This window comes from Candidatus Thiodiazotropha sp. AKAK3 (genome assembly GCF_058244645.1).
The window spans coordinates 22,402-38,474 of sequence record NZ_JBSYOQ010000050.1 but is presented as its reverse complement, the minus strand read 5'-3'; the positions used below and the strand labels follow the sequence as shown (position 1 = coordinate 38,474).

Genomic DNA, 16,073 nt, shown 5'->3' with positions numbered 1-16,073 from the left:
TTCCCTTAAAGAATCCAATAGCAGGTGGTTAACTGCCCAATGGTTAAGTGCGCACCATCCTTTGATTACAACCCAAAGGCCAATAATAAGATGAGATCTCTCTATGCTTCTTGTGAACCCAATAGTGTTCACTATATATCAGTAGATAAGCACCGGCTTTATGTTGAGGAGAGTGGCAATAGAGAGGGGATTCCTGTGATATTTCTACATGGAGGTCCAGGATCAGGTTGTTCTCCAGATCATCGACGTTTATTTGATCCTGAAACCTATCGAATTATCTTATTCGATCAGCGAGGTTCAGGGAAATCTCAACCATCAGGTGATACATCACAGAATACAACTCAAGATCTTGTATCGGACCTTGAAGTGATTCGGGAGCATCTGGGTATTTCGAACTGGCTGCTGTTCGGTGGCTCTTGGGGCGCCACCTTGAGTTTGGCCTATGCATTAGCTCATCCAGGCAGGATATCCGGGATGATCCTGAGAGGAACATTTTTAGCAAGAAAATCAGATCTTGAGTGGTTTTTTGTTGGCCTCAAGCGCCTTTTTCCACAAGTGTGGAATGGGCTTTCGATAAATATACCCAACTGTAAGGAATCAGCTGGTTTAATAGATTGGTACTATAGTGCGGTTCATGGTGATGATGCTGATCTATCGCTACAGGCTGCCCGCAGATGGTCTGCATGGGGTAATCACATAGTTCATTGGCATAAAGCAAAAGATAGTGAGAAAAGTCCACAGCGGGCGAGTGAAACGAGTATTCAGCGGCAGAGATTGCTGGCAAAGGTAAAAATCGAGACTCACTACGCTTATCACCGTTACTTTATCGATGAAAATGAGTTGCTGAGTCGAATTGAATCACTACCCTCAATGCCTGTTTCTATTGTACACGGTAATTTCGATTTGACCTGTACTATGGAGTCGGCTTGGCTACTGCACCAGGCTATCCCTGATTCAAGATTTATTCAGCTGCAGCAGACGGGTCATATTATCGAGGAACCTGCAATGATTTCTGCTCTGTTGCATGAGACTGACCGGTTTAGAGTGATGTTATCCGGAAGTTAGGCGGGATAAGGGCACCTCATAGATTACCTCTGGATTGCCACTATTTTTCGAGCATCAGAGCTTGATAACCCTATAGAGATGCTTTCTGTCGCATCTGGAAATATTCCGCTTACTGGCTGCTTGCTTCCGGCCACTTATCAGAGGTCAACTTTTTTGAATTTCGCATATTGCGGAATACCAAGGGTGCTGCATCACTCTCTTTTTTATTATTCGCTTGTTCAACCATTTGAACCATCTGTTGATGATGTGGTGATTTATTGCATACCGGATCGGCATTGGTTGCATCGCCAGTGAGCAGGTAGGCCTGGCAGCGACAGCCACCAAAATCCTTCTCTTTTTCAGAGCAGCTCTGGCAAGGTTCTTTCATCCATCCAAATCCACGAAACTTATTGAAATCCGATGATTCATTCCATATCCAATCAACACTGTGATCTCGTACATTTGGAAATGTAAGTCCGGGTAGTTCACTGGCAGCATGGCAGGGCAGGGCAGTGCCGTCAGGCGCAACAGTGAGGAATACTGCTCCCCATCCGTTCATGCAGGCTTTTGGCCGTGCTTCATGGTAATCGGGGACTACATAGAAGATCCGCATCTTTCCCTTGTATTTCTCTTGATAGCGATGGGCAACGGCCTCTGCGGCTTCGACTTGCTCTTGTGTAGGCAGTAATTGTTCACGATTGTGCAGTGCCCAACCGTAATATTGAGTGGTGGCCAGTTCAACATAGTCGGCTTCCAGCGCGTAGGACATCTCCAGGATCTGTTCTACCTGGTCTTCATTATGACGATGAAGAACAAAACATAGCACCATCGGGTAGTCGTACTTCTTCACCAACCGAGCCATTTCCATTTTGTGTTGAAAGGAGTTATTGCCTGCAATAAAGTTGTTTAGCTCTTCACTACTGGCTTGAAAGCTGACCTGTATATGATCCAGTCCCGCCTCTTTGAAGCCTTTGATGCGGGCTTCATCCATGCCTACCCCCGAGGTAAGCAGGTTAGTGTAGTAACCCATTTGATGGGCTTCTGCGATTAATATCTCCAGGTCTTTACGAACCAGTGCCTCGCCGCCAGAAAATCCGAGCTGGACTGCACCCATGGCCCTGGCTTCACGAAATACTCTGATCCACTCTTCCGTTGATAATTCATCTTTATACCGTGCGATATCAAGCGGATTGGAACAATAGGGGCATTGCAACGGGCATTTATAGGTCAACTCCGCCAATAACCAGAGTGGTTTAGGCGGGCTTGTGTCGGATCCATTGGTTGTCATAAGCGGTATCCAGAAATTGGTAGACATCATCCTCCAGGTCCGTTTCGGGGAATGTCGATTTTAGATCATTCAAGATCAGGGCGACGCTGGCTTCACCATCACATCGCTTGAGAATCTCACCTGCAGCAGGATTCAGTTTGACCATTCCCTCAGGATAGAGAATCACATGACATCCTTGTGCCTCTTCCCACTGAAAACGAAAAGTGGGTGCGATCTGGGGAATATCATCTGCTTTAAAATGATTATTCATGGGTCAGGCCGGTATGTTGTGATAAGGCGGTTTGTTTTCCACATAGGCCATCCACATGCAATCGAGCATCGTCCAGAGAATGTCTAGTTTAAACTGCAGAACTTCTAACATTTTCTCCTGTTGCTCTCGGCTTTTGTAGTAATTCAAGGTGATATCCAGTCCGTGCTTTACGTCACGTCGTGCTTCAGTCAGGCGTTTACGAAAGTAGTGGTAACCACGCTCATCAATCCAGGGATAATATTTGGGCCAGTTATCGAGTCGGTTCTGATGAATGGTTGGGGCAAAGAGTTCTGTCAGTGATGAACTTGCTGCGATTTCCCAGGGTTGCTGGCGAGCGAAGTTTACATAGGCATCGATAGCAAATTTAACGCCGGGGAGCAGATGTTTGTGCGAGAGCAGATCCTCTCTGGGTAGACCTACTGCCTCACCCAGTAACAGCCAGGCTTCAATACCACCTTCATCGCCCTGTGTGCCATCATGGTCAATCATACGCTGTATCCAGTGTCGGCGAACATCCCGATCAGGACAGTTGGACATGATTGCTGCATCCTTGACCGGAATGATGACCTGGTAATAAAAGCGGTTGGCGACCCAACCCTGAATTGCCGGCTTATCCAGTTTTCCACTATTCATCAACAGATGAAATTCATGATTGATGTGGTAGAACTTCTCTTTTTCTCGCAGTTTGCTTTCGAACTCTTCCTTTGACCATGGGGCGTGTAAATTTGGGGTCATAACTCTTCTCGTTTATAGTTCTATCTGCATGCCATCGTGGGAGACTTCGATACCTGCTTCAGTTAACGCCAGGCGCTCAGGAGAATCGTCCACGAGGATTGGATTTGTGTTGTTAATATGAATCAGTATTTTTCTTGGCTTGGTCAAACTACCCAGAATCTCCATGATGCCTCCATCACCTGACTGATCGAGATGTCCCATTTCACTCCCCAGCTTTTGGCTGATACCAGCCTGCACCATCTCATTGTCCTTCCACAGGGTGCCATCGACCAAGACACAGTCGGCCTGTTGCATGTAAGGCAAGATATGGGGTTCCATGGAACCAAGCCCGGGAGCATAGAATAGGTTCTGACCAGTGACACTATTCTGCACCCTGATACCGACGTTATCGCCAGGTACAGTGTTGTGGCGATGGGGAGAGTAGGGGGGGGCTTCGCTCTTCAATGGAACCGCAGTAAAGAGCAGACCGTCGATGCCTGGGATGGTAAAAGTGGATTCATCTGTCTTAACTTCGTGCCAGTTAACACCCCTGAAATGACCAAGGATATTGAAGATGGGATAGCCAGTGGTTAAGTCATCATGTACGGCTTGAGTGCAATAGACGTCCCATGGCTCTGTATGCTCTCGTAGCAGCAAAAGCCCTGTGGTGTGATCAATCTGTGCGTCGACTAACAGAATTGCACGGATTGCCGTGTCCCGTATCGATCTACCAGGCTGTAGTGTTGGAAAGGCATCGAGTTGTGCACGAATGTCTGGCGAAGCATTGAAGAGTACCCACTCTTTTCCGTTAGCGCTAACGGCGATGGATGATTGTGTACGGGGGGTAGCTTTGATGGTGCCAGCTCTGACACCCTGGCAGTTTGGGCAGTTACAGTTCCACTGGGGAAAGCCACCACCCGCACCGGAACCTAGAATGTGTATTAGCATATAGTTTTGTTGTTATATGTTACCACCTGTATTACAGGTGGTAACAGTAGTGACCTGCTAGCGGTTGTTGATATAGAGATTTATTTCAAAACCAAAACGCAGATCTTCATAGGAAGGTGTAGACCATTTCATGTGACATCACTCCTCAAGTTTGTAGTGCTTTTTAGCGAATTAACTCTGTTATAACTTCACTATCAGTCTCTGACAGCGTAACCACTTCATAGCAAATGTTGTGCCTTTTAATTGAAATGGTAGATTTATACAGGTTTTTTACCCTATATGAGGGTATGACAGACAATATGGCAGAAAATGGTTGGGAAATTTTCCTGTCGCACTTGTCAACTTGGGATATTGTTGACCGGGGGGTGTGCCACAAAAGGGACAGTTGAATCAAAGATGACTGATAACATCGGATAGTTTTTTAAGGCCCATCCTTAAAAATATAAAAGGAGGATGGATATAATCATTTTTCGACTGGACCATTGGCTTGTCAGAGAGGAACAGAATATCCAGGAAATTGGGGGCGCAGAGAGTAGTCTGAGCTCTATGAGCACCAGATCAGTATCTCTCCCTTGCCATCACAGCTTAGATCTCCAAGCCAACGTTGAACCCGTGTTCCCTTTTCGATGAGATTATCGAATCCTGAATCAGACGGGATATTTTGGCTGAGCAGGGCAAGAAAACTGAGTGTCTGTTGACCATTGTCGTTGAATGTAGCGGGTAACGATGTCGGCTCATTGCCAGTAATCAGCGTGCCACGGCGCATAGCCATGCCAGTCTGTTTTCCACTTTTACCACCTACGATGATGGTTCCAGCAACCATTCGTGAGGCACAATAATCGCCACTATTACCACCAATCAGGATTGTTCCTCGACGCATCAGGTCGCCAGCCCGGTCACCTGCATTACCTTTAACGATGATCGATCCACCACGCATTCCCTGACGCTCTCCTGTAAGGGCGCCACCAAGAAAATCCCCGGCGTTACCTTTAATGGTCAGTCGGCCAGACTTCATGGCACAGCCAGCGGCAACTCCTGCGTCTCCTGTTACAAGGATCTCACCACTTTTCATGGCGCATCCCAGGTAGGCGCCTGCACTACCTTCAACAATGATTTTACCACTGCTCATATCTGCACCAATGCAATCAAGTCGGTCACTCTCAGACTGAATAATTAACTGCTCTGATGCACTACCCTCTATCTCGAACAGCTCGCCGAGGTCTATCTGCCGGTTACCCTGCCAAACAGGGATGCGGGCAATTTCATGTGCTGATTTTCCAGCGAGTGATTCTGGGGTGAACGGACTCATGTCGATTCGTTGAGCAAGCGGATACTTTAATCTCAAGGTCAGGCAACTCATGCCATCACCTCCCGTAAGTGGAAGTGAAATTGACCCAATTTACCCCCATAATTTCCAGCAGAAATGCGCTTGATACCTGCCTCTGCACCCAGTTCACAGACTGCACTGATACCGGTGCGGGTAGCGAGCATTACATCGGTATCCGTTAAACCGTTAATAACAATCTCCATCACTGAACCGATATCTTCATCAAGATTGGATTTGACCAGACCTCTCAGAGTTGGGCAGTAAGCATCATTGGTTGAGGCCATCAGCGTTTTGTACTTTGATCCGACTTTTGACCCTGAACGAACGATACCGCCAGGAAAAGGCATAATGATATTCGGAATAATGCTCATTGCCTCTATAGCCTTTTCACAGGCGGTTAATGCCTGCTGTTGACTCTCAGCCAACACCAGAAAGTTACCACCACCTACAGCAGGCACCCTGGCGACACTCTCTTCGCAAAGAAACTCACCATCCATCACCGGCACCCGCCAATAACGTGAGCCACCAATCTGTTTCGAAATCTGGTAGCCATCACCAAAAAAGCGCAGATTCTTACCCAGGGGTATCAGTTTTTCACCCTGCATGCCTGAGAAAATTGCAGTGGTGGGGCAGGTCAATATACATTGACCGACTCGGGTCTCCAGCTGCTTTGCCAGGGCTTTACCCGACATACCAAACAGCAACACACTGACACCTGGTCGTCCATCAGGGGTTTCATCCTGCTCAAGTTCCGCTTCGATACCCGCTTCTACGCCACAACCAATGACCGATGTGGCAAAGCCGGTCATGGTCTCACCGGCGATGCGCGCCCAACGGGGATTGATTGCGGTGATGATGACGCGGGTTGCACTCATGCCGAAGGCTTCGGCAAAGGTATCCTCGATTTCAGTACCGTTAATGATCATGCTCGGCTGTCCATACAGGGGTGAATGTTGACCGGACTGCCAATGCCTTCAGACATCTCATCATCTGAAATCATAAAATTCTGCATATCCATACTGTGATAACGTTCAAACCAACGCCCAATCACCTTCTCTATACCTGGATCGAACTCTGGTCGCACCACTTGGGTGGCTCCAGTGACTGGTGCTGTGATCCGACCCTCCTCAACAATAACCTGGCCCTGTTTGAAAACCATCATAGGTCGCTCAAACATCTGCTCAGGATTACTGTTGGCGTGATAAACGGTGATATCTGCCATGGCCCCAGGCGCCAAGTGTCCACGGTCTTTCAGGCCTAAAATCCGGGCTGGTGCTGCACGGGTCATAATTGCGATTTCGTAGAGTGAATATTCCCTATTCATACTCTTCAGGTGACTGGCAGCAGCCGCATCGGGATTAATCTGTGCCAAGAGATCATTGCGGAAGCTGCGGTCCATTAAAAGTCTTATTAAATGGGGATAGCTGGTAAAGGGGGCGCCGTTCGGATGATCCGTTGTGAGAAAGACACGCCACGGATCGTCTACCATCAGAAACAGCTCCAGTCCTATCGCCCATTGCAAAGCGTTGACAAAATTCTTGTCCCGATATCGAAACGGAACCACACCGCAACCGGCATCGCACTCGATGTCCATACAGGTCCACTTGTTTGGGTGGGCGTGGCTATGGTTGGCATGTTGCGCCATGGTGTCGCCAGAAACTGTAACTGTCTGACCGAACATCACCTGTCCGACATCAATGGAGACATTAGGCTGCTTGTTGACCGCTTCGGCAATTTCTGCAGCTGAAGAAGAGAATTTCTTATCCCCTTCAGTGCCGTAGCTATGGAACTGGATATGGGTCAGATGAATCGGGTATCCCTCTGTTGCATCCATGGTGGCCAGTGTTGACTGATAGTTACCTGGTACACCAAGGTTACTGGCATGAACATGCAGAGGATGAGGGACGCCAAGTTCATTCAGAGCACGGCTCAGAGTACGTACTATATCGCGAGGCCTGAGCTTGTAATGTGGATGTAGATCATCAACATCCAGTTTCCGCTGATTGAACTTGAAGGCATTGATACCACCTGGGTTGACCACTTTTATGCCGATGCACTGCGAGGCTTTCATCGTCCATGCAACATAGTCATTGATCGTCTGCTGTTCAGCACCCTCGGCCATCAGTTGTAACAACAGGTCGTCATTACCGAGCATTGCATAACCACCTGTGTCGATCATTGGGGTATCTGCCATCTCCATATGAGCCTGTCTTGCGTTCACAGGCAGTACTGCAGGTTCGAAGCAACTGGTATAGCCCATCTCTGCATAACGATAACCTGCCGACAGGGTAGAGGGCGCTGCATGTCCACCTCCTGAGCGGGTCAGGTCGGTTTTCAATCTGTGGTTGCCTCGTTGATCCTCAGGCAACATGGTGCGCGCAATATTGACTTTACCGCCGCCGATATGGGTATGCAGATCAATAGCACCAGCCATCACAATCTTACCCTCAAGGGAATAGGTCTTCTGTATGGTCTCATCACTTTTTGGAGCAGGGACAATGATGCCGTCACGAATATAGATGTCTCTGATTTCACCTTCGACACTGTTTGCTGGATCGTAGACTCTGGCGCCTGCAAGCTTAATCAACATGCGCTTGTCCTCTCTGACGCTGTCTTGTTCGATTGCACCCTTTCGAGTAACTGCTGCATAACTCTGGCGACAGATGGAAGATCGCTATCCCTCAACTTTCCCAGAGGTAGCGGACAGACGGAATCACTTCGATACCAATGTCCATGATGATCTATACCCGGCACCCCGACCGGGATAAAGAGCGTAGGTTGTTTCTCAAATTTCATACCGGCATGACCCAAAACAATGGTTGGAGATTCACAGACCGGTGGTAGCGCCTGAGGTGATAAGGATGAGGTCCAGATCAACAGATCACTCTCACCACGGCTTAATAGATCCTGCCAGCGGTTGAGGCGTGGATCATGCTCAGGATAACCTCGATTCAACCGGGTACGCAGAGGGTATCCAAGCTGCCAGGTACAGACCTGATTGCTGGTAATATCCCCTTGGCTTCCGGCAAGGGGGAGGGCAGCGCTGCGGGTTTTTTCATTGAGTGCTTTTGCCAGTTCTGCCAAACCTTGCACAATCAACTCAGCATGGGGCATATCGAGTTCTGCAGCACTCCAGCAGATGACACTGTATTTCGCCTGTAACAGTTGTTCGGCCAAGCCAGTCAGGGAATCACCCAGATGACCAGGATTAACGGGTTTGCCGGCAACCAGACCGCGTAGCAAGCTGACAATATCTGATATAGAGTCGATTTCAGTTGTAATAACCGTTGGATTCAGGGCTGCCAACTCTCCTGGTAGATCCTCATCCTGCCAGGGACCCAGTAACACAATCTTTCGTTGACCTTGCTTGGTGAAGAGCGACTCCTGAGGATGAAATACCCGTTCGACGAGACGAGGAAAACGATCGGTAGCCTGCTTACCCACCAGGAGCACCAGATCTGCTCGGTTACGTACTTCAGAAAAGGTGGTGGTAAACCAGCCGTTATCCTGCACCACGCGAAGATTCCTGAACATGGCATCGCCATTGAGATGATCCAACGTTGCACCACAATGGTCGGCCACATTCAGTATGCTACGCATGCCGTTTACATCAGTAGCTAAACCCGCAAATAGTGGAGAGACAGAATCCCGCAATAACTGGGCGCCCAGTGACAATGCTTCATCCATTGTGCTTGCGGAGCCTTCAATCATAGGGGTTGGGTCAGCATTATCGAAGGCTGTGTTGTAAAAGCTGCGTGCCTTTTCACAACTGTTATTCAATGATTTCAGCTGACCATCATCTACCGTGATCTGCAGATCATCGCAGCTCAATCCGCAGCCGGGGCAGGTCACTGAATTCATGGTTTGTTGTAATGTGTTATTCCACATGTGGTATCAATGATCCTGTTGGCGATGCGGTGAATAATCCATGCAGTAGTGCAGAAAGTGTGCCACTTTATAAATAACCCGTACTGCAGGAGCATCAATAGGGCACCTCTATTAACTGCTTATGCCCTCTGGCTTTACGACCCGTTCAAAATCAAGGCGTGGGCCGCAGACAAGGGTTGCTCCCTTGAGTTATGTTTCTTTATCAATTTGCAAGCTAACTGGTCAAAACCTAATGTGTTTTTGTACCTGCACATTCATTGGGAATGGTCAACTGTTTAATGCTGGGGCATGGCATGTGACACATTGATTCAAGTCAGGTGCATTGAACTGTAGGTCTGGAAAGGAATTAAACACTTATCACAACCCCCGTTCCAGTTAACACCATTTACCAACAATCAGGACTCATCGAGCAATGGATGCTGCATATGAAATCAGTTGATGACTACTCTAAACACCCTCTGAATCCACTCTCCAATCTCTCATGCTTGCTGTCAATAGCTTGTTTTTCGTTACTGGCTGCGCACAGGTTATTTGTGACAATCTCTTCTCTGTTTAGGTCACATAGCACTCTAGTCAAGAGTAGATTTTGCATATTACAAATCCTATTGAGAGAGTGTCGATGCTGACGGTTTATAGCTTTCAGGTTTGCAGGCATGCAAATTGCAGGAGGTGAATTGATAATGAGAATTAATGAAGGCGACCAAATGATATACCCGTCCATATCCAGTCATGAAGGACTCCAGGTGGAAGTTGAGGCACCTGCACGCCTGCATCTGGGTTTCCTCGATCTGCACGGTGGTCTGGGGAGACGATTTGGCAGTATAGGCCTGACCATCGATACTCTGGCAACTCACTTAAGGGCTGCAAAATCAACAGAAATTACTGCCAGTGGCCCAGGAGAGGCGCGGGCAATCAAATATGCAAGACGATACCTTGAGGCTCGGGGCTTGAAAGGTGGCGTCGATATCAAGTTGATGCAAGCGATTCCAGACCATGTGGGTTTGGGCTCAGGTACCCAGATGGCGCTGGCCGTAGGAACAGCAATTGAACGCCTATATGGTGGCGATAGTGATAGTAGAGCCATTGCCCAGTGTATGGAGCGCGGTGTTAGATCGGGAATCGGTATAGGCGCATTTGAGCAAGGTGGTTTCATACTCGATTGTGGTCGGGGCGAGATTGACGCTGTCCCCCCAGTTGCAGTCAGGCTCGATTTTCCCAAAGCATGGCGAGCTTTGTTGCTGTTTGATACTCGGGGGCAAGGGTTACATGGTGAAGCTGAGTTAACAGCATTCTCAGACCTGCCGGAATTCCCGGAGCAATCTGCAGCAGATCTGTGTCGACTGGTGATGATGCAGGTGATCCCAGGTGTCATGGAGGCTCAACTCTCTCCATTCTCAAATGCGATTGGAAAGATTCAACAGGTGGTTGGTGACCATTTCTCTCCGGCCCAGGGTGGACGTTTCACCAGCCCGGTGATTTCTGCTGCTTTGGAATGGATTTCAGATCAGGGATTCAACGGCATTGGTCAGAGCTCATGGGGCCCCACCGGATTTGTGCTGCTCGAAGATGCTGATCAGGCCGATTGGCTTGAACAATCACTCAAACACCATTTTGGCGAGTTCTCATCATTCCGTTGCCAGCAGGTTGCAGCTCGCAACCAAGGTGCGGATATCACCCTTTTACAACAACCCACAAGACTTATAAACAACAAGCGAGCCCGTTGATGGAAAGACCTTATTTGCTGCATATGCTGAGTGCAGTCAAGAATCTCAGCCCTTTTGACGTAAATATGGCGTACGACGCCGGGTGGACTGCCTGTACACCCTACATCAACGTGACTGTGGATGAGGTACAGGATCTGGTTCAGGACGCAATCTTCTCTCGTGGTCCAAAAGGGGTTAAGCGGACAGGCATATTCATTGGCGGCCGGGATGCTCATGTGGCGATGGAGATGATGAATAGAGCAAAACAGTCGATGGTGCCACCTTTCGAGGTATCCCTGTTTGCAGATCCCAGCGGCGCCTTCACAACGGCTGCAGGAATGGTCGCATGTGTAGAAAGAGAGCTCAAGAAGCTCGATAGCAAAGGATTGCAGGATATGCGTGTGATGGTATTCGGTGGTACAGGGCCTGTCGGATCCACAGCAGCGATGCTCGCCTCCAATGCAGGTGCCGAGGCAGTGATTGTCAGTCATGACACCCTGGATAAAGCTGAAGGTTTAGTGGCGTTATGCAATCAACGATACGGTTCTACAATGTCTGCCGCTGTGGCGAGCAACGATGAAATGATTATTGAACTTGCCAGCCAGGCTGATGTGGTTTTCAACGCAGCCAAAGCGGGTGTTCAGGTGCTGAATAAGAGTCATATACAAAAAGCTGAACGACTCAAAGTTGCCTGTGATGTGAATGCGGTACCCCCGGAAGGTATTGAAGGGGTAGGGGTGATGGATGATGGTGTGGCAATCGCCGATTCGCCGAGTGGTGCTGTGGGTATAGGCGCGTTGGCAGTAGGAAATGTGAAATACCAGACCCAACACAGATTATTGAAACAAATGTTTGAAACCGGTAATCCTGAATTTCTTGATTTCAGCAGTGCCTTTGAGGTGGCAAGAGCCTATGTCAGTTGAGCATAAAGCGTTATTGGTTCTGGCTAACAGCGGTAGAGCTATAGCAGAGTCAGCAGTTCGCAGTGGTTACCAGGTCACAGTACTTGACGGTTTCTGTGATCAAGACACTTTGGCTATAGCTGATTGCTGGCCTGTCAGTCGAGGGTTCTTGCGACAAGATATGGATATGTTCGTCGACGAAATTGTCTCTCATGCCCCAGACGATATCAGTGGAGTGATCTTCGGTGCGGGATTGGAAGAATCATCTGCATTGTTGAAGCGATTATCAAATGTATTTCAGCTTTATGGCAATGACCCTGATGTGTTTGAGATAATAGGAAAACCTCGTCGCTATTTCTCTTTGCTAAACAGGTTGAGGATCCCCTATCCAGAAGTCAGCTTTACCCCGCCATATTCAGCGGTTGAAAAAACTTGGCTGATAAAACGAACAGGCAGTTGTGGTGGCCAGGGGGTAGCCTATTTTGATCCTCAGCACTCTGCGGCAGATTACAAATGTTACTACCAAAAACATCTCCCAGGGCAGGTGATGTCAGTTCTCTTTATTGCCGATGGCAAACGGCACAGAACCATTGGCTATAACAGGTTAGGAATGGACTCTGCCAATGCGCCTGCACCATTTCTTTACACCGGTGCGATAGGCCAGGCTTCACTGAATGGAATTCAGCGACATCAGCTGGACAATATCATAGAAAAGCTGGTGTTCGAGTTGGGATTACGCGGTGTAAACAGCTTTGACTTCATACTCAATGATAACGATCTCTACCTGATTGATCTTAATCCAAGACCATCAGCCACACTGGAGTTGTATGAACATCTATTAACTGACGGTTGGATTAAACATCATATCCAAGCTTGCCAGGGCCAACTGCCAATTGTGCCTATGGTGAGCAGTGCTGTTGTGCATGGTCATCAAATTGTCTATGCACCAAGAACGCTTCAAATTCCATTCTCTATGAACTGGCCTGACTGGGTAAAAGATCGTCCTGCTGACGGAACCCGCATCGTCGAGGGACAACCACTGTGCAGTCTGTTTGCAACCGACACAAGTGTGGACAGGGTAGAAGCTGTTTTAGAAAGCTACCAGGAAGATATTTTACAAATGTTCGGCACATTCTCCAGTGAATCGAAGCAACGTAAGGCGGTGGTATGAAGATGCCCAGTATCAATGCCTTGACTCAACCCTTGGTGGAATCACTACAGTCTGATGCAGACCAATTGAGAATTGCAGTTGAGCGCCTGGAAAACGGCTGTGTCATTGTAGACGCAGGGATCAATGTACCAGGCTCTCTGGAAGCTGGACGCAGAATAGCAGAGATCTGTCTTGGTGGTTTGGGCCGTGTCAGTTTAAGTGGCAGTGGGCCGGTGGCCGGTTGGCCGCTCTCTGTTCACGTACAGACAACGAATCCAGTCCTCGCCTGTCTGGGCAGTCAGTATGCAGGCTGGAGTCTGTCCCACAAAGAAGAGGGTCAAAAAGGCTTTAACGCACTGGGTTCCGGACCCGGTCGTGTACTGGCATACAAAGAGCCACTGTTGAAAGAGATGGGCTATCGGGATCAGGCAGATTCCACCTGTCTGGTGCTCGAGGTTGATCGATTTCCACCGCAGCCCCTGTGCGAGAAAATCGCACGGGATTGCGGAATAGATGTAGCGAACCTGACACTGATTCTGACGCCTACCAGCAGTCTTGCTGGAACAGTACAGATCGTTGCCAGAGTTCTGGAAGTTGCAATGCACAAAGCCCATGAATTGGGATTTGACCTGGATTCTATTCAAGATGGATTTGGTAGTGCACCGTTGCCACCGCCAGCACCAGATTTTCTAAATGCCATGGGTCGAACCAACGATGCAATTCTATTTGCCGGTCTGGTGCAACTGTTTGTCAATGGAGAGGATGGGGCAGCCGAAAAGCTGGCAACTGACCTGCCCAGTAGTGCATCACGAGACTATGGGCGTCCATTTGCCGAAGTTTTCAAAGCCTATGAATATGATTTTTTCAAAATTGACCCGATGTTGTTCAGCCCGGCGAGGGTAGTGGTGAGTTCGCTTGAGAGCGGAAACAGTTACGCAGGGGGTAAACTCGATAATACCCTGCTCACGGCCTCCTTCGGTATAGCACCATGAGTAATCGTATTGCTATTTTTACCGATGATCCAGGTTGGCATGGGGCTCGTTTGCGCGAGGCTTTCAATGCCCATGGATACAGCAGTGAATTCGTCTCTTTACAAGAGTGCGGGTTTACTCTCAATAGTGGTCGACACGGTTTGTTGATACCTGGCTTCGAAACACTCCCTGACGGGGTTTTCGTTAGGGGCGTTCCTGGTGGAACACTTGAGCAGGTTGTGCACTACCTCGATATTCTGCATGCCCTTAAACATCTTGGTGTCTGTGTCTACAATGATGCACGAGCGATCGAACGCAGTGTGGATAAAGGCATGACCAGCTTTCTGTTGCACACAGCAGGCATACCGACACCACCAACCTGGGTTCTGCAAGCTGGACATGATCTGCAGAAGATTGCGATGAAAGAGTTCGAGGCAGGCCATGAACTGGTACTTAAGCCCCTGTTCGGTTCCCAGGGGAATGGACTTATGAGAGTCAGAAACTTTGAGGAACTCCCGGATTCGGAGTCATATAACGGTATCTACTATCTACAGCGTTATATCTCCACCGGTAGAGAAGATGTCCATGATTGGCGCGTATTTGTCATTAATGGCAAAGCAGTTGCAGCGATGCTGCGTCGAGGAAAGGGATGGATCAGTAATGTGGCTCAAGGGGCACGCTGTCATGCAGCAGTGCTGGATCAGGAACTAAAAGAGCTGGCAGAAGCAGCTGCTGGTGCCTTGGATATGAGCTATGCCGGTATTGATATTCTGCGCGATGGTAGAGATCAGCCCTATGTTTTGGAAGTCAACAGTATTCCGGCCTGGAAAGGATTACAACAGGTAACACCGCATGATGTAACTGATCTACTGGTTGAAGACTTTCTTGGTTGTTGTCAAAACAAACCATTGACGGAGGTGGTCTGGTGACCGAGTTCCTGATAGAGGGTGGTGATCTAAGGCAGCAGATAGAAGCAGCTTATCATCAGTCTTGCCTGAGTGAACTTGATGCCCTGAAACCAGGTAATGTCCATCGCTACGCAGATGGACACGGCATGACCCTGGAGGATTTTACAAATAGCGCTAATGTCAGCGCTAAACCTTTGACAGCGCCTGGCTTGGGATTGGGAGAGCGTATCTACCGAGCCGTTGAAGCTACCCACGATGCAGTGGGCTGCAATACCAATCTTGGCATTCTGATGTTGTGTGCGCCACTGATTCAAGCAATGCTTGATAAAGACAGCAGTAAAACCAAGTTGCGTGACAGATTGTGCAATGTTCTGACTCAGGCCAATGAAGAAGATATGGATTGGTTGTTTCGTGCGATTCGATTGGCTGCACCAGGAGGGCTTGGAGCGTCAGCGAAGCATGATGTTTTTGAGACACCCACAGGTCATCTGCTCGAAGTGATGGAGCATGCATCAAATAGAGATACCATTGCACGCCAATATGCAACAGGCTACGCAAATCTTTTCGATTTCGCACTTCCACAGCTTCGTGAATATGAGCAGCGTTGGCAAAGTAGAGAGTGGGTTATCACCGGTCTGTTTCTCAGTTTATTGGCGCGCTTTCCTGATACACATATTCAACGCAAGCATGGGCTTTACAGGGCGACTGTGATCAGTCTCCATGTGGCAAAACTGGAAGAAGAGTTGTCCCATGCAAGCACACCCGAACATTTTCATTTACGTCTGTTACAAACAGACTACGAATTCAAACGTAAAGGTATCAATCCCGGTACCTCTGCAGATATGACTGTAGCTACGCTATTCATAGCGCATCTGGAATCGATATCTGCTGTGTTTGAACTTAATACGGGAACTTCCCGTGTCCGCGATTCCCGCCCAAATGAGGTGGGAAACGAAGTTAACTCTCAATAAAAAGGTAAG

The 16,073-nt window shown here is 48.5% G+C and carries 16 protein-coding genes; 7 read left to right on the top strand and 9 right to left on the bottom strand.

Going from position 1 to position 16,073, the window contains the following annotated elements; all coding sequences use genetic code 11:
* Positions 1-90: 90 nt before the first annotated feature.
* Positions 91-1,065 (top strand): prolyl aminopeptidase, encoded by a 975-nt coding sequence (gene pip, locus AC4IE7_RS10585; RefSeq protein WP_490776805.1) that lies wholly within the window; start codon positions 91-93, stop codon positions 1,063-1,065.
* A gap of 109 nt (positions 1,066-1,174) precedes the next feature.
* Here the strand turns inward: pip and pqqE are convergent, their stop codons facing one another.
* The 9 genes from pqqE to AC4IE7_RS10540 form a co-directional block, all read right to left on the bottom strand.
* Complete coding sequence (pqqE, locus tag AC4IE7_RS10580; RefSeq protein ID WP_490776804.1) at positions 1,175-2,332, bottom strand: pyrroloquinoline quinone biosynthesis protein PqqE; 1,158 nt, start codon at positions 2,330-2,332, stop codon at positions 1,175-1,177.
* Positions 2,298-2,582, bottom strand: a complete 285-nt coding sequence (gene pqqD, locus AC4IE7_RS10575; RefSeq protein WP_490776803.1) for a pyrroloquinoline quinone biosynthesis peptide chaperone PqqD — start codon at positions 2,580-2,582, stop codon at positions 2,298-2,300. Before pqqD ends, pqqE begins: the two co-directional genes overlap by 35 nt.
* Before the next feature lie 3 nt (positions 2,583-2,585).
* Positions 2,586-3,317 (bottom strand): pyrroloquinoline-quinone synthase PqqC, encoded by a 732-nt coding sequence (gene pqqC, locus AC4IE7_RS10570; protein ID WP_490776802.1) that lies wholly within the window; start codon positions 3,315-3,317, stop codon positions 2,586-2,588.
* Between the two features lie 12 nt (positions 3,318-3,329).
* Entirely contained in the window at positions 3,330-4,244 is a 915-nt protein-coding gene (gene pqqB / locus AC4IE7_RS10565) for a pyrroloquinoline quinone biosynthesis protein PqqB (protein WP_490776801.1), read from the bottom strand.
* A gap of 57 nt (positions 4,245-4,301) precedes the next feature.
* Positions 4,302-4,376 (bottom strand): pyrroloquinoline quinone precursor peptide PqqA, encoded by a 75-nt coding sequence (pqqA, locus tag AC4IE7_RS10560; protein WP_490777039.1) that lies wholly within the window; start codon positions 4,374-4,376, stop codon positions 4,302-4,304.
* 412 nt (positions 4,377-4,788) lie between these two features.
* Positions 4,789-5,604 carry a formylmethanofuran dehydrogenase subunit C gene (locus tag AC4IE7_RS10555; protein WP_490776800.1) on the bottom strand — a complete coding sequence of 272 codons (816 nt, stop codon included), beginning with the start codon at positions 5,602-5,604 and terminating at the stop codon, positions 4,789-4,791.
* The gene (gene fhcD / locus AC4IE7_RS10550) at positions 5,601-6,497 is read right to left on the bottom strand and encodes a formylmethanofuran--tetrahydromethanopterin N-formyltransferase (protein ID WP_490776799.1); all 897 of its coding nucleotides are present in this window, start codon (positions 6,495-6,497) and stop codon (positions 5,601-5,603) included. The genes AC4IE7_RS10555 and fhcD overlap by 4 nt, the downstream gene beginning before the upstream one ends.
* Positions 6,494-8,161: a formylmethanofuran dehydrogenase subunit A gene (locus AC4IE7_RS10545; RefSeq protein WP_490776798.1), complete on the bottom strand. Its 1,668-nt coding sequence runs from the start codon at positions 8,159-8,161 to the stop codon at positions 6,494-6,496. Before AC4IE7_RS10545 ends, fhcD begins: the two co-directional genes overlap by 4 nt.
* Positions 8,155-9,459 (bottom strand): formylmethanofuran dehydrogenase subunit B, encoded by a 1,305-nt coding sequence (locus tag AC4IE7_RS10540; protein WP_490776797.1) that lies wholly within the window; start codon positions 9,457-9,459, stop codon positions 8,155-8,157. The genes AC4IE7_RS10545 and AC4IE7_RS10540 overlap by 7 nt, the downstream gene beginning before the upstream one ends.
* A gap of 680 nt (positions 9,460-10,139) precedes the next feature.
* Between AC4IE7_RS10540 and AC4IE7_RS10535 the strand changes: the two genes are divergently transcribed.
* From AC4IE7_RS10535 to AC4IE7_RS10510, 6 genes are read left to right on the top strand one after another with little or no spacing between them, the layout of a single operon-like run.
* The gene (locus AC4IE7_RS10535) at positions 10,140-11,183 is read left to right on the top strand and encodes a beta-ribofuranosylaminobenzene 5'-phosphate synthase family protein (protein ID WP_490776796.1); all 1,044 of its coding nucleotides are present in this window, start codon (positions 10,140-10,142) and stop codon (positions 11,181-11,183) included.
* Entirely contained in the window at positions 11,183-12,085 is a 903-nt protein-coding gene (locus AC4IE7_RS10530; protein WP_490776795.1) for an NAD(P)-dependent methylenetetrahydromethanopterin dehydrogenase, read from the top strand. Before AC4IE7_RS10535 ends, AC4IE7_RS10530 begins: the two co-directional genes overlap by 1 nt.
* Positions 12,075-13,235 carry an ATP-grasp domain-containing protein gene (locus AC4IE7_RS10525; RefSeq protein WP_490776794.1) on the top strand — a complete coding sequence of 387 codons (1,161 nt, stop codon included), beginning with the start codon at positions 12,075-12,077 and terminating at the stop codon, positions 13,233-13,235. Before AC4IE7_RS10530 ends, AC4IE7_RS10525 begins: the two co-directional genes overlap by 11 nt.
* A complete protein-coding gene (gene mch / locus AC4IE7_RS10520) occupies positions 13,232-14,206 on the top strand; it encodes a methenyltetrahydromethanopterin cyclohydrolase (protein WP_490776793.1) in 975 nt (324 codons plus the stop codon). Before AC4IE7_RS10525 ends, mch begins: the two co-directional genes overlap by 4 nt.
* Complete coding sequence (locus tag AC4IE7_RS10515; protein ID WP_490776792.1) at positions 14,203-15,114, top strand: ATP-grasp domain-containing protein; 912 nt, start codon at positions 14,203-14,205, stop codon at positions 15,112-15,114. The genes mch and AC4IE7_RS10515 overlap by 4 nt, the downstream gene beginning before the upstream one ends.
* Positions 15,111-16,064 carry a triphosphoribosyl-dephospho-CoA synthase gene (locus tag AC4IE7_RS10510; RefSeq protein WP_490776791.1) on the top strand — a complete coding sequence of 318 codons (954 nt, stop codon included), beginning with the start codon at positions 15,111-15,113 and terminating at the stop codon, positions 16,062-16,064. The genes AC4IE7_RS10515 and AC4IE7_RS10510 overlap by 4 nt, the downstream gene beginning before the upstream one ends.
* Positions 16,065-16,073 lie beyond the last annotated feature (9 nt).

What these genes read in the sequence shown, in the direction of transcription:
- pip (WP_490776805.1), top strand. Translation starts at nt 91, where the DNA reads ATGAGATCTCTCTATGCTTCTTGTGAACCCAATAGTGTTCACTATATA.
- pqqE (WP_490776804.1), bottom strand. Translation starts at nt 2,332, where the DNA reads ATGACAACCAATGGATCCGACACAAGCCCGCCTAAACCACTCTGGTTA.
- pqqD (WP_490776803.1), bottom strand. Translation starts at nt 2,582, where the DNA reads ATGAATAATCATTTTAAAGCAGATGATATTCCCCAGATCGCACCCACT.
- pqqC (WP_490776802.1), bottom strand. Translation starts at nt 3,317, where the DNA reads ATGACCCCAAATTTACACGCCCCATGGTCAAAGGAAGAGTTCGAAAGC.
- pqqB (WP_490776801.1), bottom strand. Translation starts at nt 4,244, where the DNA reads ATGCTAATACACATTCTAGGTTCCGGTGCGGGTGGTGGCTTTCCCCAG.
- AC4IE7_RS10555 (WP_490776800.1), bottom strand. Translation starts at nt 5,604, where the DNA reads ATGAGTTGCCTGACCTTGAGATTAAAGTATCCGCTTGCTCAACGAATC.
- fhcD (WP_490776799.1), bottom strand. Translation starts at nt 6,497, where the DNA reads ATGATCATTAACGGTACTGAAATCGAGGATACCTTTGCCGAAGCCTTC.
- AC4IE7_RS10545 (WP_490776798.1), bottom strand. Translation starts at nt 8,161, where the DNA reads ATGTTGATTAAGCTTGCAGGCGCCAGAGTCTACGATCCAGCAAACAGT.
- AC4IE7_RS10540 (WP_490776797.1), bottom strand. Translation starts at nt 9,459, where the DNA reads ATGTGGAATAACACATTACAACAAACCATGAATTCAGTGACCTGCCCC.
- AC4IE7_RS10535 (WP_490776796.1), top strand. Translation starts at nt 10,140, where the DNA reads ATGAGAATTAATGAAGGCGACCAAATGATATACCCGTCCATATCCAGT.
- AC4IE7_RS10530 (WP_490776795.1), top strand. Translation starts at nt 11,183, where the DNA reads ATGGAAAGACCTTATTTGCTGCATATGCTGAGTGCAGTCAAGAATCTC.
- AC4IE7_RS10525 (WP_490776794.1), top strand. Translation starts at nt 12,075, where the DNA reads ATGTCAGTTGAGCATAAAGCGTTATTGGTTCTGGCTAACAGCGGTAGA.
- mch (WP_490776793.1), top strand. Translation starts at nt 13,232, where the DNA reads ATGAAGATGCCCAGTATCAATGCCTTGACTCAACCCTTGGTGGAATCA.
- AC4IE7_RS10515 (WP_490776792.1), top strand. Translation starts at nt 14,203, where the DNA reads ATGAGTAATCGTATTGCTATTTTTACCGATGATCCAGGTTGGCATGGG.